The organism is Pseudomonas vancouverensis (assembly GCF_004348895.1).
Taxonomy (GTDB): domain Bacteria; phylum Pseudomonadota; class Gammaproteobacteria; order Pseudomonadales; family Pseudomonadaceae; genus Aquipseudomonas; species Aquipseudomonas vancouverensis.
In genome coordinates this window covers 90,195-110,414 of the sequence record NZ_RRZK01000022.1, presented here as the reverse complement: position 1 = coordinate 110,414, position 20,220 = coordinate 90,195, and the positions used below count along the sequence as shown (strand labels likewise).

Sequence of the window (20,220 nt, the reverse complement as noted above, 5' to 3'; positions counted from 1 at the left end):
GTGCTCCATTCCCAACCGGTACGCACGGTGCCGTCGGCCGTGGTTCTGGCCCCGACGGTGATGTGATAGCGCCTCATGCCTGATCTGTCCTTGAGTCATTTGCAGGGACGAGCACGCTAAGTGAGGCTACAAGGGGGATAAATCAGACGTTTCGTTATCTTGTGTAGGTTTTTTCGCTATTCAAGTCGCCTCATCAGGGGATTCAGCGTGCTCGCTCCCAGCGGGATCGCGGGATCGCGGGAGGGCTCAGATCTTTAGGCACCCATGAGAGGCCTGGGAGCGAACACTTTTTTAAAGGCTGCCGACGAGATGCCCGCCATCCACCGCCAGCACAGCGCCCGTCATGAACACCCCGGCCTCGCTCATCAGCGGCAGGAAGGGGCCTTCCAGTTCCTGGAGGGTGCCCAGTCGACGCATCGGCACACTGTCGCGGATGTGTCGCTACCTACCCGGCGGCGGGGTTCAGGCCTTTCTGTTTCGCGACATGGGTTGCCAAGGCGTCCATCAGGTCCGGTGACAGGCAGTCATAGGGCTCCAGGCCAATTTCGCGCAGGCGCGCGCGGATCGCTTTCATCTGTGCTGGCGGCGTACCGGTTTCGATGATCGAGGACACGAACGCTGCAAACCCCGGTGCGGCCCATCCGCGTTGGGGTGAAAGCTCGGTATGGACGAAGTCCAGGCCATAGAACGCGTGGTCCTTGTTCTCGATGCGGCCGAACAGATGGGCGTGACACGCCTTGCAGGCGTGGCGCTGGATAGCCGCTTTCTCGTCGACGATTGCCAGTTTTTCGCCGTGGGCCACCACACTGACCTTGTCCCGGGGGACCACGGCAATGACAGCGAATATCGCGTCCTGGGGTTTCCAGCATTTGCTGCAGCCACACGCATGGTTGTGCAGGGTTTGCGCATCGACTTTGACCTCGACCTTGTCGGTCGCACACAGGCATTGCAGGGTACCGCCGGTGAAGTTCGCAGCGGCGGGCTGGATACCGTTGTCCAGAGCGGGGTGAAGTTTCAGGGTGGGCATGTTGTTGTCTCCTTCACAGGTGTTCCCCCCATGAAGAATAGCCCGCGATACGCGGGGCTCCTCCTGGTGCAAAGCACCACCCACGCTAGAAACCGAATGACGGCCCGGCGATCTATGCCTGGATCTGCGTATTTCGATAATCGCACCGAGGACATCAACCGCGCAGGCCTGGCCTGGGCAGTCTCAACGCTCCATGACATAAGTACCAGGTGCAGGACAGAGCGGCGGGTACTTGCGTGATCCGGGCTTCTTCGGCGCCGGCCGGCTTTCCCCCGAGCGCTGTTCGATCCATGTGCGCCAATGCGGCCACCAGCTGCCCGGCTGGCGCTCGCCGGCGTTCTGCAGCCAGGCTTCTGGCGTGTCCGCGCTGGCGGCTGCCGCGTAGTAGAACGACTTGGGGTTTCCCGGCGGATTCACCAGGCTCTGCAAGTGACCGGCGTTGGAGAGCACGTAGGTGGTGTCTTCGCCGAACAGTCGGGCGGTGCCGTAGCAACCCTGCCAGGGCGTGATGTGGTCGGTGGTGCCACCGACCACATAGGCGCCAACCTTCACTTGGGTCATGTCGATCGACTCGCCGGCAATCTCCAGGGTACCCGGGTTGCTGTAGGGGTTCTGCTGGATCAGGTCGAGGTAGTCCGCGTGCAGTTGCGCCGGTAGTCGTGTGGTGTCGTTGTTCCAGGCGAGGATGTCGAAGGCCGGTGGTTTGTTGCCCAACAGGTAGTTGTTCACCCAGTAGTTCCAGATCAAATCGTTGGGGCGCATCCAGGCGAACATGCGGGCCATGCCCTGGCCGCTGAGCACGCCCTTGCGCCGGGAGCTGGCCTTGGCTGCACGCAGGGCGGACGGAGTGGTGAACAGCCCCAAGGTGGTGTCGTCCAGGGCCGAGGGCATGTCGAGTACGCACACGGCCCAACTGGTATTGACCACCTTGTGCCCCTCGCCACGGGCTGCCAGCCAGCCCAGATAAGCTGCCAGAGTGATGCCGCCGGAGCAGGAGCCCCACATGTTCACATCCGGACTGCCGGTGATCCGGCACGCCACGTCGACGGCCTGGTCGAGGCACAGCGCGTAATCGGACAAACCCCAGTCGCGATGTTCGCGGGTGGGATTGCGCCAGCTGATGACGAAGAGGTTCACGCCGCTGTCCTGAATCCACTTGATCAGGCTTTTCTCCGGTGACAGATCGATGGCGTAGTACTTGTTGATCTGCGGCGGCGACATCACCAGGGGCCGGGAGAAAACCGTTTCAGTGGTCGGCGCAAATTGCAGCAGTTCGAACATCTCGTTGCGAAACACCACTTCGCCCTTGGCCGTGGCGATGTTTTCCCCGACCTTGAACGGCGTGCTGTCGACCTGCTTCGGCAGGCCTCGGTTGGTCAGCATGTCCTCGCCGAACTGACGCATGCCCTTGGCCAGGCTCATGCCGCCGGTGTCCACCAGCTTGCGCAGCGCTGCGGGGTTGGTCAGCGGTGAATTGCTCGGTGCCATGGCATCGACCAGCAATTCGGCGACGAACCGCGCACGGCTTTTTTCCAGCGGGGCCAGGTCAGTGGATTCGATGAAGCGGGTGAGCTCGCTTTGGCCGGCCAGATAGCTCTGCAGCAATGCACGCAGGAAAGCATTGGATTGCCAGGCAGGATCGACGAAACGCTTGTCCTTCGGGTCCGGTGCAATACTGGAGTTGCCGCCGACGATCCCGCGCAGTTCCTTCAGGTAGCCTCCCAGATGAGCACCGGCCTTGAGCGGCGACGTGCCCACGGCCTTGAGCAGGTAACCCGCCGAACCCAGCAAGTCTGCCGCACGCACACTGACCAGCGGATTGCCGGCCAGAGTCTGGTTAGCCGCAGTGCCGATCAGCTCTTGTTGAAGGGTGGCTTCCGGTAGATCGGTCTTGGGTTGAGTGCGGCGCTTTCGGGCGGTGGATTGCGGGCGTTGGGTAGAAGATAGGGTTTCGCTCGTTCGGGCGGATCTGCTCATGGCGGGTCTCTTGTTGTTGGGTGCTGCGGGTTGCGGTGGTTTGCTCCGAATCTAGAGGGTGGCGGGTGGGGAGACCTTGCATCGCGCGACAATCAATTTTCATTTGATGACAAGGGTGAATACGTTCAACCCTCACGGCGTTTTGAGAAAGCCGGCGCTTGTAAATACCTGTCGAGCCCACTGTTTACACGTCTGCCGTTCCTTCCATTCGCGCCATTTTTCAACCTTTGCCCCCCAATCCGGGTAGCCACCGGAGTCCGTCGTGCTCAGTAGGCTAGTGCCAAGACGCGGTTAACGGATCCCAGGCAAACGGAGCGGCAATGGAACATAGCGACAAGCAAGAGACGGCCCCTGAACGGCAAGCGATCGGCATGCCTCGGGTGTTGCGTGCGCAGCAACCCGATCGAGAGGCCCGTGCGTTCCTGCGTCTGGTCAACCTGTCCACCGGGCTGCGTGCAGCGGAGGATTACTCACTGCCCAGATTGCGCCAGGCCTGGCGGCTGACGGCGCTGGCGTTGGGCCGTCGTCCACGGGTGGCCTCGGTGACCGAACAACAGATTGCTGGCCCGGACGGCGGCATTAGGTTGCGCATCTTCAAGCCCGAGGATGGCGGGCAACCGTTGCCAGCGTTCATCTGGTGCTTCGGCGGCGGTTTCATCATCGGTGACCTGGACACCGCCGATGGTATATGCCGCAGCCTGGCCTTGGCTGCCCAATGCATTGTCATTGCCGTGCGCTATCGTCTGGCGCCGGAGCACGATTTGTCAGCCGGACGTGCGGATGCCCTTGCAGCCCTCGAATGGCTGGCGAAGGAGGGCGCCCGGCTGGGTATCGACACCACTCGCCTGGCCATTGGCGGCGATTCGGCGGGTGGCAATCTGAGTGCCGCGGTTGCCCAAGAGAGCCTGCGTCGCGGTGGTCCGAAGCTTCGCCTGCAAGTGCTGGTCTATCCGGCCACCGAGCTGGTGGAAAAATTCCCCTCGTATGCGCAGAACGCCTTCGGTCACGCCTTGCTGACCGATCACGCGGTGCAGTGGATGGAGCGGACCCTGGCGCCCTCGCTCAGAACCCTGGACCTGCTCGATCCCTGGTATTCGCCACGGCGTAACCCGGACATGCGCGGCCTGCCACCGGCCGTCATCGTCAGTGCCGGTTTTGACCCGATCCGCGATGACGGTCTGGACTATGCGGCCCGCCTGCGCGGTGCCGACGTGCCGGTCGAACTGCTGCACTACCGGGGCCAGTTCCATGGCTTTCTCAACTTTGATTCGGTCAATGGCGCCAGCCGTGACGCCTTGCAGCGCATCGGCAAGGCACTAAGCACAGCGTTTGCCGAAGAAACGCCGGCGGACCGGACAATCGAAATTGCCGATCGCGTACGCCGCCGGCCGTCACGTCTGCGGGCCAGCGCCGACGACCTGGCCACCTCGACCCTGACTACCTGGGTGGTCACCGAACGCTGGGGCATCGCTTTGTTGCGCTGGTTATCGCCTACGGCCGCCGGTGCCTGTCGCCTGTTGATCAGGCCTTGGCTGCTGCCCACGGTGATGATGCGGCGCAAGGCCATTTCCGGCCTTGACCGCTTGATTGCGCGGCAAACCTACCCGACCGAGAAACGCTGCACTGTGAACCCTTGATCGAGGACTACGTCATGGCATTACCTGATCCGTTCAAACTGTACCGCGACGCTGTCACCCTGTTCGAAAACGGCATCAATGGCCTGGCCGCCCGGCACATCGACTCGAAAGAGCTGGGCCGGGTGATCGACCAATACACCAGGCTCACACTCGGGTTGCAGCACCTGTCGCAGACGTCCCTGGCGCACCTGCACAAACGCATGGATCTGCCCAGTCGGGCTGAAGTCAACGCGCTGGCTGTGTCCTTGCGACGTGTCGAGGACAAGCTCGATCAACTGCTGCCTGCACCTACAGCGCTGGTTTCTCGTCCACCCCGCACGCGACAAGCACAGGCGCCAGCGCTGACAACCACGCTCAAGCCAGTCGCCAAGCGCAAACGCAAGGGAGGCAACGACAATGACACGCTCGCCTGACAACGCCCTTGCCGAGCAAACGCTGGCCGGTCGATTGCGCAATGAAACGAGCATGATGCTCAAGCGCGGCCTCAAGGGCCTGGAGTTTCTCGGCACGCCGCCACCGGCCGTTGGCCTGACCCCCAGGACCTTGCTGTACCGTCGCGGCACCTTGTGCCTGTATCACTATCACCCGACCTGCGCCGAGATCTACCGAGTACCGCTGCTGTTTGTCATGGCCACGACCAGCAAGGCGGCGATTTTCGACCTGACCAAGGGGCAAAGCCTGATCGAGTTCTTGCTCGCCCGCGGTTACGACGTCTATGTCATGGACTGGAACGCGCCAACCCCGGAAGAGTCGCACCTGAAGCTTGAACACTACGTGCTCGACTTCATTCCCGACTGCGTGCGCCGGGTGCAACAGGACTCAGGTGTGGCCGACATCACCCTGGTCGGCTACTGCATGGGCGGTGTCCTGTCGACGCTGTACGCGGCATTGCATCCCCAGGGCCCGTTGAAGAACCTGGTGTGTTTCACCACGCCCATCGACTGGACGAAGATGCCGTTGGCCAGACAGCGACACTTCGAGGTCGAGCGCCTGATCGATACGACCGGCATCGTCCAGCCGCACACCATCATCCGCGCCATCGACCTGCATCGCCCCGCAGGACGCATCGCCGGGCGCGCACGACTCTGGGACAACCTGTGGAACGACGACTACGTGCGCGGCTACCGAATGATGGCGCGCTTCAGCGACGAAACGTTGCCGCTTCCCGGCGAATACTTGCGGCAGATTCACCACGAGCTCGGCCAGAACAACGCGCTGTACGAAGGTGGCCTGCGCATCGGCGGCCAGACAGTCGACTTGAAGAATGTCCAGGCCGCGCTGCTCCACGTCATCGCCCAATATGATTCGCTGGTGCCACCGGAATGTGCCCAGCCACTGGTGGCCCGTGTGGGTTCGGCGGACAAGGAAGAGCTGATGCTGCCGGGCGGGCATGTCAGCCTGGTGGCGGGGCCCGCCGCGATCAGACGCATGTGGCCCAGGCTTGATCAGTGGTTGGGGGGGCGGTCGGTTTGAGGCATACAGGCTGGGCTGGGTGTGTGACCCTTAGGTCACACGTCAGGCCGTGTCAGGCGCTCATTTCAGCGGTTACTGCGTAAAATCCACAGATTCAACGCCCCGGCCAGGCAAAGCCACAGTAGATAGGGAAACAGAATCAAGCCCGTGATCACGTCAAGCTGCATCGCCAAAACGATCATTACGGCGACCACAAGCCAAAGCAGCGAAAGGATCACCATGCTGGCGAGAACGCGTTGAGCGCCAAAAAAGACCGGCGTCCACAGTGTATTAAGCGCAATTTGCGCCGCCCATAAGGCCAGCACTACCTGACTTCCAGGTATCTGGGTCAGCCGGTATCCGGCCCAAGCGAGTAACAAATAAATAGTCGTCCACGCGACTGGAAATACCCAGTTGGGCGGCGTGAAGCCGGGTTTTGTCAGAGATTCGTACCACTGGCCAGGTTTGAAGAAGAGACCTGCACTTGCAGCAGATCCGCAGGCGAGAAGGAAAATATAAAACGTCATAACCATTCCTTAGCAAAGGTCAGTTGTTTTGAGTGACGAAGCCATGTCCGCTGCTCTTAAGAGAAAGACGTCCGCTGCTGGGAAAAGTTTGAGGTGATGGCTGACATTTCCTGGGCGATGGTTCACCACTCGTCAACAAGGGGCCATGTCCCTCCTTGACAGTCCAGTCGTCTTGGGGAAATACTTGCCGCAAAATTCATATAGATGACTAGATAACAAGGTGAATAAAGTCGATGAATTCTCTGTCCAGTGATGTTCGCCTGCCGCTTTACCAACGCCTGCGTGACCACCTGGCAGAGCAAATCGCCAACAATCGCTGGCGTCCGGGAGAGGCCATTCCCACCGAAGCCGCGCTTTCAGCGGAATACCAACTGTCCACTGGCACCGTGCGCAAAGCGGTCGACGCGCTGGTCAGTGAGGGCATCCTGGAACGACAGCAAGGTCGAGGCACCTTCATTCGCCGGCCGCAGTTTCAATCGTCACTGTTTCGATTCTTCCGTTTTCAAACCGCTTCCGGCGAACGCCAGGTGCCGGAGAGTCGCATCCTGTCCATCGAGCCGGAAGCCGCGCCCTCAGCGGTGGCCCAAGCGCTGGGCCTGCCTGTCGAGGCGCCGGTCATCCGTATAGTACGGGTTCGTCTACTTGATGTTCAGCCGGTGCTCGCCGAAGAAATCTGGCTACCGCGCAACCGTTTCCAGCCGCTGCTGGAGATCGACCTGAGCCGCAAAGGACCACTGCTTTATCCGATCTACGAAGAAGTCTGCGGGCAGGTCGTCGCCTATGCCGAAGAGACACTGACCGCGGAATCTGTGAATGACGTGCATGCGCGGTTACTGCAAGTTCCGATCAACAGTCCGGTGGTGGTGATCGAGCGTCTGGCGCGCGATTACGCCGGTACACCGCTGGAATGGCGTCGCTCACGTGGGCATGCCGAGCACTTTCGCTACAGCGTGGATATTCGCTGACCCTGTGCCTGGGTAGCGGATCACTCAGCGACGACTCGGTCGTTGCCGATTGCATTGTTTTGATTGCCATGACTGGCCCGTAGGGGCGCGGTTTGTTCTCGGCTGCTTCCCGTTCCACCTATAAGGATAAGAATCATGTTTAGCTGGTATCGCCAAGTCACTCCTCGGGAGCGCAAAACGTTTTGGGCCTGCTTCGGCGGATGGTCGCTCGACGCACTGGAAGTACAAATGTTTGGCCTGGCGATTCCGGCCTTGATCGCCGCCTTTGCCCTGACCAAGGGCGACGCGGGGCTGATCAGCGGGGTGACGCTGGTCACTTCAGCCATCGGTGGCTGGGTAGGGGGCACGTTGTCTGACCGCTACGGCCGGGTGCGTACGCTGCAGTGGATGATTTTGTGGTTCTCCTTATTTACCTTTCTCTCCGCGTTCGTGAGCGGCTTCAACCAGCTCTTGATCGTCAAGGCGCTCCAGGGTTTCGGCATCGGTGGCGAGTGGGCAGCGGGTGCAGTATTGATGGCCGAAACCATCAATGCGCAGTATCGCGGAAAAGTGATGGGCACCGTACAAAGCGCCTGGGCCGTGGGTTGGGGGCTGGCCGTCGGCGTATTCACACTGATTTATTCCTTCGTGCCGCAGGACATGGCGTGGCGCGTGATGTTCCTGGTCGGGCTGCTACCGTCGTTCCTGATTATCTGGGTGCGTCGTAACGTCGAGGAGCCCGACAGCTTCCAGCGTCTGCAAAAAGACAACGCCATCCCGCAAAGCTTCTTCAAATCCCTGGCCGGCATCTTCCGCCCCGATTTGATCCGCGTAACGCTGTTCGGGGGTCTGTTGGGGCTGGGGGCGCACGGTGGTTACCACGCGGTGATGACCTGGTTGCCAACGTTTCTCAAGACTGAGCGCAATCTGTCCGTATTGAACTCTGGCGGCTACCTGGCGGTGATCATCTTCGCGTTCTGGTGTGGCTGTGTCGTCAGCGGCTTTTTGATCGACCGTATTGGCCGACGCAAGAACATCGTGCTGTTCGCGCTTTGCTGTGTCGTCACTGTGCAGAGCTATGTGTTCCTGCCGCTGACCAATACCCAAATGCTGTTCCTGGGGTTCCCGCTCGGCTTTTTCGCGGCCGGTATTCCCGCGAGCCTTGGCGCACTGTTCAACGAGCTGTACCCGGCGGATGTGCGCGGTGCGGGTGTGGGCTTCTGCTACAACTTTGGCCGAGTGCTTTCAGCGGTGTTCCCGTTCCTGGTCGGTCACATGAGCGACTCCATGTCCCTTGGGTCTGCAATCGGTATCGACGCCGGGATTGCCTATGGCGTGGCGGTGATCGCGGCACTGTGTCTGCCGGAAACCCGTGGACGCAACCTCGAAGCCTCAAGTGCATCGGTGCCAGCAACGATCAACCGCAACGAGAGTGCGCGGGCCTGATGCCCTTTACCTTCTTTGAATGAACGCCATGACTGACACCTGTTCTACGCCGATTACCGGCATCGACTCCCATGCTCATGTGTTTAGCCGCGATCTGAATCTGGTCGGTGCACGGCGCTATACCCCTGACTACGACGCCACGCTTGAGCAGTATCTGACGCACTTGCACGCCCATGGCCTGAGCCATGGTGTATTGGTGCAACCGAGCTTTCTCGGTACCGACAATAGCTACTTGCTGGCGGCGTTGAGGCAAGCGCCGGATCAGTTGCGAGGCGTGGTTGTGCTGGAGCCAGGCGTCAGTCGCGCCCAGTTGAATGACATGGATCGCCTGGGCGTAGTCGGCGTTCGCTTGAACCTGATGGGTAAGGCGTTACCTGATTTTCGTAACAGTGCCTGGAGCGAGTTTTTCAGTCAGATTGCTGATCTTGACTGGCATGTCGAGTTGCATCGGGAGGTAAAGGATCTGCCGGGATTGATCCATCAATTGACGCCGTTCGGTTTGAAGTTGGTGATTGATCACTTTGGTCGGCCGGATGCCAATTCGGGCGTCGATCAGCCCGGGTTTAGCGAGTTGCTGGAGTTGGGATCGAAAGGTTCGATCTGGATGAAAGTCTCGGGAATCTATCGTTTGGGAGGTACGCCGCAACAGAACATCCATTTCGCTCGAATGGCATTGCCGCTGCTGGAACAAAGTTTCGGCCTTTCCCACTTGGTGTGGGGCAGCGACTGGCCGCATACGCAGCATGAGCAAAGCATCGGTTTTCGCACCGTAGTCGATCAGTTGAAGGCCCTGGAGTGTCCGCCGCAGGTTAGTCATTCGTTGCTGGTGCAAGTCCCTCGAAGGCTATTCGGTTTTGCAAAAGGCAAAAGCTGAGACGTGTGCCTGTATTCGCAGATGTCCATTCATCTCACCCATTTTAATAAATACCTACCGAGATCCTTTCATGACTCCCTTAGATATAGACCTCCTACTGACCGCATTGGTGAGCGTCCTGGTGCTGGTGGGGCTCATCGTGTCGCGCCTCAAAATGCACCCGCTCCTGGCCTTGCTCGTGGTTTCCGTGGGCGTCGGCTTTGCAACCGGTATGGAGCCGGAAGCCATCGTCTCCCACGTGATCACCGGCGCCGGAAAGACACTGGGGGCAGTGGGGGTCGTCATCGCGCTTGGCGCGATGCTGGGCAAAATTCTGGCTGACGCAGGCGTCACGGAGCAGATCGCCGAGGTCATCCTCAAGCGCACATCGGATCGGATGATCCCTTGGGCCATGATGATGGTTGCATTTGTCATTGGCATTCCCATGTTTTTCGAGGTGGGCCTGGTGATCATGCTGCCGCTGATATTCAGCGTGGCGCGAAAGCTGGAAAGCCAGGCTCGTTTCAAGGGTTCAGCCTATGTGTACGTGGGTGTTCCGGTGATTGCCGCACTTGCAGCCATGCACGGGATGGTACCGCCGCACCCTGGCCCCTTGACGGCCATCGCCGCGCTGAAAACCTCGGTCGGGCCGACAATGCTCTATGGTTTCCTTGCGGCTATTCCTGCAATGATCTTAGGCGGCCCGCTTTATGGCGCATTCATTTCGCCGCGCATGAGCACTCGGCCCGATCAGGTTTTGCTGGATCAGTTCACCCTGGCTGAAAAAGCCGACGATCAAGCACGCACCAGCGTATGGCTTGGCGTGCTGGCAGCCTTGCTACCGGCCATCCTGATGCTGATTCATGCCGTCGCCGAGATGGTATTACCCAAGGGTAATGCGTTCCTGCACATGGCTGGCTTCCTGGGTAATCCCCTGATCGCCATGCTTCTGGGCGTACTGTTCGCCGGGGCCAGTCTGGTACTCGCACGGGGCGGCGATGCGGGGCACTTGCGTGATTCCTTGGGCAAGAGCCTCAAGCCAATCGCCTCAATCATCATGATCATCGCCGGTGGTGGTGCCTTTCAGGAGCTGCTGACCAGCGCCAAGGTGGGCGATGCCATTGTCCACCTGACTCAGCAGTCTGCGTTCCCTCCGCTGATCCTGGGTTGGTTGATTGCGATGCTGCTCTCGGTATCTACCGGTTCCGCCACTGTAGGTATCGTGGGTGCTGCCGGCTTGCTGGCGCCGCTTGCAGGTGCTGATCCCAGCCTCAACTTGCCACTGCTTGCCCTGTCCATCGGCTGCGGCTCGCTGTTCTTCAACTATGCGAACCATGCGGGCTTCTGGATGGTGAAAGAATCCTTCGGCATGACGATGGGCGAGGCCACCAAGACCATTTCAGTGGTTCAATCCATCGTAGCCGTGGTCGGTTTGATTGTGGTGTTGCTGTTGAATGCGGCTGTCACGGTGATTTGAGTCAGGAAACGGGGCCGCGACCGTTGAGCCTTGGCTAACCAAGTGATCCTGGTGTGAGACAAAAGGGCCCTTTAGGGCCCTTATTTGTTAGCTGCACCCATGTGTTATTACCACGCCGTTTAGAGGCACCGCTCTAGATCAGTGTCTACACTGGAGACTGTCGTAATAATGAAATATTACGGTCATAGAATTGACACGAATTCTTACATCTTCCTCACTCGGCCCCCGGCCGTATTCATGGATGAAAAAACTCATGCGTCGTGTTGTGTTCAATCAGAAAGGTGGCGTTGGAAAATCGAGCATCGCCTGCAACCTTGCCGCTGCGAGCGCTGCCGAGGGTTATCGAACATTGCTGGTGGATCTCGATCCCCAGGCCAATTCGACTCATTATTTGACGGGCCTGCTCAACGAAAGCGTTCCAGCGGGGATCGCCGACTTTTTCCGGCAGACACTCTCTGGTGGTTTCGAAGGAAGAAGAAATCGAGTGGTCATCACGCAGACCTCTTACGACAATCTTCACTTGGTGACGGCCTGTTCCGATCTGACTGACCTGCAGTCGAAGCTCGAATCCAAATACAAGATCAATAAGCTGCGAAAGCTCCTGGTTGAACTGTCCGAAGATTACGAGCGCATCTATATCGATACGCCGCCTTCACTCAACTTTTACACGTTCAGCGCCTTGGTGGCGGCGGACAGCCTGCTGATCCCGTTCGATTGCGACAGCTTTTCTCGCCAGGCCCTGTACCGTGTCATTGCGCAGGTAGAGGAGCTACGACTGGATCACAATGAGTCCTTGAAAGTAGAAGGGGTGGTGGTCAATCAGTTCGCTGGGCAAACCGGTTTGCATCACGCCTTGGTGAATGAGCTGTTGGCGGAAGGTTTACCCGTGTTGCCGGTGTACCTGAGCAGCTCCGTTAAAATGCGCGAATCTCACGAAGTCTCGGTGCCCATCATTCACCTGGCCCCTGGTCATAAGCTATCGCGAGAGTATTTTGGCTTGCTCGATGCCTTGGAAAGGGCTGCTTGATCGGCTGCCGCTTGCAGCGAATCGAGTTCCGTGAAGAGGCGCCCAACCTAGGCCGGGCGCCCTTTGACTCAGCCAGTGTGGTGACTCTCGGCAAGGCCATAGACGGATGTGTCTAGACCTTCGAAGCGCGCTTTCAACTGCAGCGCCAGATACAGCGAATAATGCCGGGACTGATGCAGGTTGCCACCGTGGAACCAGAGGTTTTCCTGCTGGGTTGGCTTCCACATGTTCCGCAGTTCGCCCTCATAAGGGCCAGGGTCATTGGTGGTTCCAGAACCCAAGCCCCAGCAGCGGCCGACCTTGTCAGCGACTTCCTGGGAAATCAGTTTCGCCGCCCAACCATTCATTGAGCCATAGCCCGTGGCGTATACGATCAGATCGGCCGGTAGCCGGCTGCCATCGTTGAGTACAACGGCATCCGCTTCAATGCGTTCGACACCCAGTCCAGGGGCGCTCTTGAGCTTGATTGTGCCATTGGCGATCAGTTCAGAAGCGCCGACGTCGATGTAGTAACCAGAGCCACGGCGTACGTACTTCATGAAAAGACCAGACTCGTCGTCACCGAAGTCGAGCATGAAACCGGCCTTGGCCAGGCGCTCGTAGAAGTCCTTGTCACGTTCCTTGATTGCGTCAAAGACGGGTTGGTGAAAGCTTGGCATCACCTTGTAGGGGATCGAGGCGAACAGCATGTCAGCCTTGTCCGTGGTCAACCCTGTCTCCAGGGCGTCTTCAGAGTAGAGCCCGCCGAAGACCAGTTCCATCAAGCTGTCGGAACGCACGATGTGGGTGCTCGAGCGCTGCACCATGGTCACCTCGGCGCCGTTCTCCACCAGGTCGGCGCAGATGTCGTGGGCCGAATTGTTCGCACCGATGACCACCGCACGCTTGCCGCTCCAGGCGTCTCCACCGGGATGGCGGCTGGAATGATGCTGCTGGCCTTTGAAGACCTCGGCACCCGGATAAACAGGAACATTAGGAACACCAGACATGCCGGTGGCGAGGATTAGCTGTGCAGGCTGTAATGTCACACGCTCGCCATCGCGCTGCACTTCAACCTTCCAGGTGCCGCTTTGCTCGTCAAAGCTGGCGCTCACGCATTCCGTGCGCGGCCAATAATTGAGCTCCATGACCTTGGTGTACATTTCCAGCCAGTCGCCAATCTGGTCTTTTGGGGTGAACACCGGCCAGTGATCGGGGAAGGGCAGGTAAGGCATGTGGTCGTACCAGACAGGGTCGTGCAGGCACAGTGACTTGTAGCGACCACGCCACTGATCACCAGGCCGTTCAGCCTTGTCGACGATCAAGGTTGGCACGCCCAATCGCTTGAGCCGCGCAGCGAGGCCCAGCCCGCCTTGGCCGCCACCGACGATCAGGCAATAGGGTTGGGTGGTGATGCCGAGCGAAGCTTCTTCATCGCGTCGGCGCTCCAGCCAGTTGCGTTTGTCGGTGTGGGCGTGCCCATGACTGGCACCCATGGGACGGCGGCGGCCGCTGGGTTCTTCAAAGCCTTTGAGCTCGCGCATGGTCGTCAGCAGCGTCCAGCACAGGCCGTCCTTCAGACGCACGTAGCCTTTACCACGCGCCGCCTCGGTTTCCAGGCTGATCCAGCCTTCGAGAACACCGTTATTGAGCGTCGCTTCACCTTCCAGTTTCCATCCCTCAGGGCGCGTCTGGTCGAGGCGCGTTTCGAGCATGTCACGGATGGCAGGCTTGCCCTCCAAGGTCACCAGGTTCCAGCTGAAAAGCAGCAGGTCACGCCAGTGACACTCTTCGGCAAACAGTTCCAGTGTGCCGTCCAAATCACGCTGGATGAGGCGATCGTTGAGCCTTGCGACCCACGCCGCGAGTTGATCAGTCGGCGTTTGCAAAGGTGTATCGATAGCAATGTTCATGGGGCTTCTCCCGTTCTTGTTGTTTTTGTAACGACTTGTCCAAGAGCAAGGCCCGGGCCATCTTCATGAAAGCCTTGTTGCAGAGCGGCTGCCGCATTACTGCTCAGGCTGTGACTCAGGTTCATGTCACGAATCCGGGAGTAGGGGATGACAGAGTGTCACTCGGTGCAAAAAACGCTCGTTGCCGTCTTTTCATATAAGCTGCGAACAGACCCGTGTCCTGACCGTAACGGAGAACAAGAACAATGAAGCCGGCCTTGATCAACGCCCACGCACAACAAGTGCTACAAGCCGTGCAGGGCACTATCGCCAATCACGGCCCTGCGGCTGACCTGGCCATCACACGATCCTGGCGCCGGTGCCTGGATCAGTATCAGCTCGATCCCGCCAGCCGCCGCGCGCCTAATGTGGTTGAGCATCCACGCTTGCAGGATCACCGCGCGCCACTGGAACACATCATCGCTGTGGCGCATTGGCAGATGGGCAACTTGCACCAACAACTCGGACGCGATGGCCACGTTGTTCTACTCACCGATGCTCGCGGAGTGGCCATCGACAGTGTGTTCAACGAATCCGAACGTGCGGAGTTTCAGCGTTCGGGGCTGTGGCTGGGTTCGGTATGGAGTGAAGATTGCGAAGGCACCAACGGTGTCGGCACCTGCCTGGTCGAGCGAAAGCACGTCACCATCCGCCGTGATGAGCATTTCCGTGGCAAGCACGTTGGCCTGACCTGTTCGGCCAGCCCGATATTTGATGCCAGAGGAGAGTTGCTCGCTGTGCTCAACCTTTCCTCTGTGAGGGATGACCATAGCCTTCAGCAACACTTCCAGGCCATGGCATTGACCAACCTGTCCGCCAGGTTGATCGAGAGCTGTTTTTTCCTGGGGCATGATCCGCAGCGGTACTTGCTGCGCTTCCATCCAGAAGCGGGCTTCGTTGGGCTGCTCGGTGAAGGTCTGCTCAGTTTCGATGAGAACGCCCGTATTTGTTCAATCAATCAGGCTGCGCTGGATCTGCTGGGCCTCAGCCGTGACCAGGTGCTTGGGCAATCCCTGACGATGCTGCTCGAAACACCCCTCGATCAGGTGATGAGTCAGGCCAGCGCCCAGCCGAGTGTCTGTTGGCCAATGCGGCTGATGGACGGACGCCTTCTTTACGGACAGCTGCGAGAACCCGTGCACCAAGCGCCCTTGGTCACTCCCTCAACGTCCACAATCAACGACGAGCACGTGTGCCTGGAAGACCCGCGCCTGCAACGCGGTTTTGCCCGCGCTTTACGTGTTCTGGAACGCGACGTGCCGGTATTTCTACAGGGCGAAACCGGTACCGGCAAAGAAGCCTTTGCGGCGGCGCTGCATCGTGCCAGCGCCAGAGCGAGCCAACCTTTTGTGGCGATCAATTGCGCGGCGATTCCAGAAACGCTGATCGAAAGCGAGCTGTTCGGCTATCGCGGCGGCAGCTTTACCGGAGCCCGCAAGGACGGAATGATCGGCAAGCTGGAGCAGGCCCACGGCGGCGTTCTGTTTCTCGATGAAATCGCCGATATGCCGCTGGCGTTACAGACTCGCCTGCTGAGGGTGCTTGAGGAGCGTCAGGTCGTACCCTTAGGTGGTGCGACGGCGCGTCCACTCGACGTACGCCTTGTCAGTGCCAGCCACCAGGATCTGCAGGCCTGTGTATCTGAAGGGCGCTTTCGTGAAGACCTTTTTTACCGAATTGCCGGTTTCACCGTGCAGCTCCCACCGCTGCGCGAACGATCAGACAAGGGCAGTTTGCTCGACCTGCTTCTGCGCGAAGAATCAAAAGGTACGCGGATTCGCCTGGAGGCGGGCGTCAGAGACCGGTTATTGAAGCAACCGTGGCCGGGCAATGTCCGGCAACTGCGTACCTGTCTACGCACGTTGGTAGCGTTGGCGTTGGAAGGGCGTGTCACTCTGGACGACTTGGCGGAGCTACTGCCGGCAGCTCCCGCGACAGACACGCTGACCGAGAATCCGCTTGGAGAATCAGAACGGCAGACGCTGCTGAAGTTAATTGAGGCGGAACACTGGCATATCGCTCATGTCGCCGCACGTCTGGGGATCAGCCGTAATACGCTCTATCGAAAACTTCGGCATCACGGTATTTCACGACCTGGTTGAACGTGGAAAGACACCGTCAAATTTCCAGCTTCATGGACTTGGATTGTGCGATGGAGGTCGGGCAGGAGAGGGCGCTAATGTCGAGTGACGTCGGGTTCGAATCGTCGCTTACGCGCCCACCAATAAAAAACCCCTGAAGCCATAGGGAGTCAGGGGTTTAGCAATAATGGTGCCCAGAGACGGAATCGAACCGCCGACACGGGGATTTTCAATCCCCTGCTCTACCGACTGAGCTATCTGGGCCGCGGCGGAATTAAACGTGTTTTACGGTTGAGTCGTCAAGCAAGAAATCAGAAAAAATCAATTAATACCGATGCTTACGATCACTCAGAATCCAGGAAGTGGGAGATTTTCTGGAGAGACTTGGACCCTGTGGCTGACCGAGGAGGGCGTCGTGAACGCGGTTACGGGGAATATGTCCTAGCGGATCTGGCCAGCGATGTTGTGTCTGCGCATGGACAGATGCAAAGACCAAACATGACAGCGCCGGCCATTTCGTCGATGCCAAGAATCGGGACAAGGCCAATCTCGAATCCTCTGACTACAGACGTATCATCCGCGCAGCTGAAAAGATCCTCGGGCAAGTAGAAGCATCGGATGGACGTGTCGCCGAGATCCTTCAAGCTGTGATGCTGGCCAGGTCACTGGGAGCTGATTCCACTTCCGAGAAATGCGTAAGCCAGGAATGTCAGAGGTGGATGTTGACCCACCGTAATCGAAATCAATGGGTTCAGCGAAGAGATGTCTGCAGTCGCATCAAATAGCGATTGCTGAAGTTGCCGTAGTAGGTCGCATGAGTTCCGGGGACTGACCAATCAGCTCAGTAGCCCAGATAAAGGATTTAACATAATATACATTATGCGTACCTTCGTATGGAGATACTGGGGTCGTGTGTGGGCAGACTTGAAGCTCACCAGCGCAGCGCTCGTGTGGCCCCCCCCTAAAGATGGCGCCTGAAGTGGCGCGACCCATTTTTGTTTCGAAAGCCTTGTAGGCCGTGCCTCTGCGAACATTCCTCACTCTCGGAGAACGCCATTTCAGTGCTTTTTAATCTGGCGGAATAGGCCCTAACACATGGTATGACTACTTTTTTGTTAGTTTTGGACGCCGTATGCCGCATAGAAATGCTTCCACGCATCCTGGTAAGCGCCCATTTCGAGCAGGTTGCCCCAGTACAATAAAGAGCCCGAATGCACGACCTCTTTTAAAACTGGCTGAAACCTTTAAAAATGACCCCGTCTGTAGCCTAATGAAAACGAGGGATTGTGATTTTCTGAAACCTAAAAATCGCTCGCAATATGTGCTTGGCCGCGTAGGTTCAATCGTTCGCATCAGAACTTTCCAATCTCATCGACCGGTACGCGAAGATCCAGAAAGATCGAATATCAGGACAGCAACCCGGAAGCTACACCTAGGTAGTGTAAACCTCGCCTGCGCCGCGAAGGCTAAGCTTGGTTGAGGCGTGTAACACCGGCGTGCATTGCGTGGATAAACATTGGAGCGAGCGACCGATATGCCAACTCAGAGATATTCAAGCGTGGAGAATAACGCTTTATAGGCAAAAGGAGCGTATCTAAAGGTGTATTCCAGACTGAAGCTTCGAAGAAGCTTCATTATAAAACCACCTACAGTTCTGGATTTCAAGAGTATTTCTTATGGGCTGACAACTGGTTGTTCTTGATACCCCATTTAAAGAAGCTTTTAAAAATGATTGAAACCTTTAAAACTGGTCAGACCCACTATTATGGCGGTTACAGCCGCGCAGCCCGTATTATTAGGATGTTGTAGTTATAACACTTTAAAAATTGCTGAATCTTTTAAAAGTGGCTGAATCTTTTAAAAGCGGCCCCTGGATTATGATTGTCACGAAGCCCCCCCTATCTAAAGCGCTATTGGCACCTTTCAATAGCTGGGTAGTTTGAGCACGCAACCCGCACAGCCTGGGGCTTTCGGCCGTGCAGTCGGCGTTTCTCAGCCAGGGCTCGGTCAAAACTGTCAATATATAACTAATTAGTCTTTAGTTGCCTGATCATCAGTCAAGCTTTGTAAGAGAAAACTTGCAAAGACATGTTTGCCATGTATAACCTACATGCCATCGATCAAATGGTTAGGGCTATGCGATGAGCGATTCATCCAGGCAGACGGGCACGCTCGCCTCGAACAAACGGAAGGATACGCCCCCTACTTCCGATAACTCCCAGAATCGGAAGTATGCAATCCAGCATTCAAAGAAGGATGGCGAGATGCCGAGCCCACATCCGCTGTTTAACACCTATAAAGAATTCATCAACCACACTAGCGATGAGCCCGACCCGAGCCTACCGCTGGTGATGAACTATCTGGCGAACTTTGATGCGCTGCTAAAACCCATAGACGGTTTCGAAGTCGTCAGTGGTTTTCTGCGTTCATACTCCAACGTCGAGGCTACATTCGTTTCGTATCGCACCCATGCCGAGCGCCTGCTGCTTTGGGCATTGTTGATCAGAAAGAAGCCCCTCATGGAGCTGCGTCGCGCAGACGCCGAAGCTTTCTTGGAATTCTGCATGGCTCCACCCACGGGCTGGCTTGGCCCCGTGACACGCAGCAGATTTCTGATCGTGGCATCCGACAAAGATTCAGGGTTGTGCCCAAATCCACGCTGGCGTCCATTCTCGGTGAAGTCAGCGAATCGCACGCCTGATGCCGCGGATCTTGACGACCCGGGTACCGGCGCTCCGTATCAGCCATCCCGCGGGAGTATTTCCCAAGTTTTCTCGGTATGTAGCAGCTTGTACGAATACGCCATCGATGAGGGCCTGACGTCGACGAATCCCTTCAGGGCTATCAAACAGAAATCGCGCTTCAAAGCGTCGCGCTCAATGGAGCAAACCGGACGTGCCCTCACGCCTCTTCAATGGGACTTCGTACTGAGCACCGCTGAAAAAATGGCAGCGATGGCTCCTGAACAACATGAACGCACTCTATTCATCGCCGCGACGTTGTTTCCGATGTACCTACGCGTTTCAGATGTCTGTGGTCGGGTGAATTGGCAGCCCACAATGGGATCCTTCAAGACGGATCATGAAGGCAACTGGTGGTTCCACCTCATTGGTAAGGGTGATAAAGCCGCCAAGGTAGCGGTTAGGCCGCAATACATTGATCGTTACCTAAAGCGCTACCGACGGTTCATGGGGTTGTCTGAGCTGCCATTACCTAATGAACAGACTCCTCTGATTGCGACCTTGAATGGTCGTCCAGGGTTATCCACTCGAATGGTTCATTCGATCATCCAGAAGCTATTTGACCGCGCTGTTGATGAAATGGTGAACGAAGATCGCCAGTCGGGCGAAATCGAGGCTCTGCGGGTTGCCTCCACACATTGGTTAAGGCATACGGCTGCGACACTTGATGCTCCTTGGCGAGACGCCAAGGACTTGCAGATGGATTTACGTCACAACAATTTGTCCACTACTCAGGACATTTACTACAGCAGTTATGAAGATAAGCGCTCGTACTCGCTTAAAAAACTGGGTTTGAAAAACCGCGACTAATTTTCAGAGACAACACGTAGAAAAATCTTGGAATCAATCCCCCTCCCATCATTAGGATCTAGCAGGCCTGCCCCACTCTTTACGGGGTTATTTCTAGTAAGCCTTTATAGCTCAACTAAACATCTATTTAGTTGAGTTAAGTTTAAGCGTGTCGTTTTATATTCGAAACTTCCCTGCTGCTTCAAAGTGCGCGGGCAATCAACGCTCGAATGATGACCAATGTCGTATAGGTACGGCCTAATCTCGGCACGGACCTCGACTTCACCTAAGCCGAATGGACGATTCGCCTC

At 57.6% G+C, this 20,220-nt stretch carries 14 protein-coding genes, 1 tRNA gene and 1 pseudogene; 10 read left to right on the top strand and 6 right to left on the bottom strand.

The annotated features are described in order from the left end of the window. Positions 1-291: 291 nt before the first annotated feature. The 3 genes and pseudogenes from EIY72_RS16620 to EIY72_RS16610 form a co-directional block, all read right to left on the bottom strand. Positions 292-438 (bottom strand): annotated as a pseudogene (locus EIY72_RS16620) (2-deoxy-D-gluconate 3-dehydrogenase); the annotation flags it as partial. 7 nt (positions 439-445) lie between these two features. After that, positions 446-1,027, bottom strand: a complete 582-nt coding sequence (gene gfa, locus EIY72_RS16615) for an S-(hydroxymethyl)glutathione synthase (protein ID WP_093220961.1) — start codon at positions 1,025-1,027, stop codon at positions 446-448. Positions 1,028-1,210: 183 nt separating this feature from the next. Further along, a complete protein-coding gene (locus tag EIY72_RS16610) occupies positions 1,211-3,004 on the bottom strand; it encodes an alpha/beta fold hydrolase (RefSeq protein ID WP_093220965.1) in 1,794 nt (597 codons plus the stop codon). A gap of 320 nt (positions 3,005-3,324) precedes the next feature. Here EIY72_RS16610 and EIY72_RS16605 point away from each other — a divergent pair, with 320 nt between their 5' ends. From EIY72_RS16605 to EIY72_RS16595, 3 genes are read left to right on the top strand one after another with little or no spacing between them, the layout of a single operon-like run. Continuing rightward, the gene (locus tag EIY72_RS16605; RefSeq protein WP_093220970.1) at positions 3,325-4,641 is read left to right on the top strand and encodes an alpha/beta hydrolase; all 1,317 of its coding nucleotides are present in this window, start codon (positions 3,325-3,327) and stop codon (positions 4,639-4,641) included. Positions 4,642-4,655: 14 nt separating this feature from the next. Further along, positions 4,656-5,054 carry a hypothetical protein gene (locus EIY72_RS16600; RefSeq protein ID WP_093220975.1) on the top strand — a complete coding sequence of 133 codons (399 nt, stop codon included), beginning with the start codon at positions 4,656-4,658 and terminating at the stop codon, positions 5,052-5,054. Further along, positions 5,038-6,114 carry an alpha/beta fold hydrolase gene (locus tag EIY72_RS16595; protein ID WP_231985560.1) on the top strand — a complete coding sequence of 359 codons (1,077 nt, stop codon included), beginning with the start codon at positions 5,038-5,040 and terminating at the stop codon, positions 6,112-6,114. The genes EIY72_RS16600 and EIY72_RS16595 overlap by 17 nt, the downstream gene beginning before the upstream one ends. Positions 6,115-6,179: 65 nt before the next feature. Here EIY72_RS16595 and tspO read toward each other — a convergent pair whose 3' ends face one another. Continuing rightward, complete coding sequence (gene tspO, locus EIY72_RS16590; protein ID WP_093220979.1) at positions 6,180-6,620, bottom strand: tryptophan-rich sensory protein TspO; 441 nt, start codon at positions 6,618-6,620, stop codon at positions 6,180-6,182. A gap of 233 nt (positions 6,621-6,853) precedes the next feature. On the opposite strand from tspO, the gene EIY72_RS16585 reads away from it, so the two are divergent. The 5 genes from EIY72_RS16585 (at position 6,854) to EIY72_RS16565 (ending at position 12,367) form a co-directional block, all read left to right on the top strand. Then, entirely contained in the window at positions 6,854-7,585 is a 732-nt protein-coding gene (locus EIY72_RS16585) for a GntR family transcriptional regulator (protein WP_093220983.1), read from the top strand. A 135-nt stretch (positions 7,586-7,720) separates the two neighbouring features. Beyond that, positions 7,721-9,010, top strand: coding sequence for an MFS transporter (locus EIY72_RS16580; protein ID WP_093220988.1), 1,290 nt, complete (start codon positions 7,721-7,723; stop codon positions 9,008-9,010). A 28-nt stretch (positions 9,011-9,038) separates the two neighbouring features. Continuing rightward, positions 9,039-9,884, top strand: a complete 846-nt coding sequence (locus EIY72_RS16575; RefSeq protein ID WP_093220993.1) for an amidohydrolase family protein — start codon at positions 9,039-9,041, stop codon at positions 9,882-9,884. 70 nt (positions 9,885-9,954) lie between these two features. Beyond that, on the top strand, positions 9,955-11,340 hold the full coding sequence (locus EIY72_RS16570) for a GntP family permease (RefSeq protein ID WP_093220996.1): 1,386 nt from the start codon (positions 9,955-9,957) through the stop codon (positions 11,338-11,340). A 253-nt stretch (positions 11,341-11,593) separates the two neighbouring features. Further along, complete coding sequence (locus tag EIY72_RS16565; protein ID WP_093221000.1) at positions 11,594-12,367, top strand: ParA family protein; 774 nt, start codon at positions 11,594-11,596, stop codon at positions 12,365-12,367. Positions 12,368-12,435: 68 nt separating this feature from the next. On the opposite strand, the gene EIY72_RS16560 is transcribed toward EIY72_RS16565, so the two are convergent. Further along, on the bottom strand, positions 12,436-14,259 hold the full coding sequence (locus EIY72_RS16560) for an NAD(P)/FAD-dependent oxidoreductase (RefSeq protein WP_093221005.1): 1,824 nt from the start codon (positions 14,257-14,259) through the stop codon (positions 12,436-12,438). A 245-nt stretch (positions 14,260-14,504) separates the two neighbouring features. On the opposite strand from EIY72_RS16560, the gene EIY72_RS16555 reads away from it, so the two are divergent. Beyond that, positions 14,505-16,400 carry a sigma-54-dependent Fis family transcriptional regulator gene (locus tag EIY72_RS16555; protein ID WP_093221010.1) on the top strand — a complete coding sequence of 632 codons (1,896 nt, stop codon included), beginning with the start codon at positions 14,505-14,507 and terminating at the stop codon, positions 16,398-16,400. Between the two features lie 167 nt (positions 16,401-16,567). On the opposite strand, the gene EIY72_RS16550 is transcribed toward EIY72_RS16555, so the two are convergent. Further along, positions 16,568-16,643 (bottom strand) — tRNA-Phe (locus tag EIY72_RS16550). 2,000 nt (positions 16,644-18,643) lie between these two features. Between EIY72_RS16550 and EIY72_RS16545 the strand changes: the two genes are divergently transcribed. Beyond that, complete coding sequence (locus EIY72_RS16545; protein ID WP_165939605.1) at positions 18,644-19,930, top strand: tyrosine-type recombinase/integrase; 1,287 nt, start codon at positions 18,644-18,646, stop codon at positions 19,928-19,930. Positions 19,931-20,220 lie beyond the last annotated feature (290 nt).

Coding starts and splice junctions, on each gene's coding strand:
- EIY72_RS16580 (WP_093220988.1), top strand. CDS start 7,721: ATGTTTAGCTGGTATCGCCAAGTCACTCCTCGGGAGCGCAAAACGTTT.
- EIY72_RS16560 (WP_093221005.1), bottom strand. CDS start 14,259: ATGAACATTGCTATCGATACACCTTTGCAAACGCCGACTGATCAACTC.
- EIY72_RS16610 (WP_093220965.1), bottom strand. CDS start 3,004: ATGAGCAGATCCGCCCGAACGAGCGAAACCCTATCTTCTACCCAACGC.
- tspO (WP_093220979.1), bottom strand. CDS start 6,620: ATGACGTTTTATATTTTCCTTCTCGCCTGCGGATCTGCTGCAAGTGCA.
- gfa (WP_093220961.1), bottom strand. CDS start 1,027: ATGCCCACCCTGAAACTTCACCCCGCTCTGGACAACGGTATCCAGCCC.
- EIY72_RS16605 (WP_093220970.1), top strand. CDS start 3,325: ATGGAACATAGCGACAAGCAAGAGACGGCCCCTGAACGGCAAGCGATC.
- EIY72_RS16600 (WP_093220975.1), top strand. CDS start 4,656: ATGGCATTACCTGATCCGTTCAAACTGTACCGCGACGCTGTCACCCTG.
- EIY72_RS16570 (WP_093220996.1), top strand. CDS start 9,955: ATGACTCCCTTAGATATAGACCTCCTACTGACCGCATTGGTGAGCGTC.
- EIY72_RS16595 (WP_231985560.1), top strand. CDS start 5,038: ATGACACGCTCGCCTGACAACGCCCTTGCCGAGCAAACGCTGGCCGGT.
- EIY72_RS16585 (WP_093220983.1), top strand. CDS start 6,854: ATGAATTCTCTGTCCAGTGATGTTCGCCTGCCGCTTTACCAACGCCTG.
- EIY72_RS16555 (WP_093221010.1), top strand. CDS start 14,505: ATGAAGCCGGCCTTGATCAACGCCCACGCACAACAAGTGCTACAAGCC.
- EIY72_RS16575 (WP_093220993.1), top strand. CDS start 9,039: ATGACTGACACCTGTTCTACGCCGATTACCGGCATCGACTCCCATGCT.
- EIY72_RS16545 (WP_165939605.1), top strand. CDS start 18,644: ATGCCGAGCCCACATCCGCTGTTTAACACCTATAAAGAATTCATCAAC.
- EIY72_RS16565 (WP_093221000.1), top strand. CDS start 11,594: ATGCGTCGTGTTGTGTTCAATCAGAAAGGTGGCGTTGGAAAATCGAGC.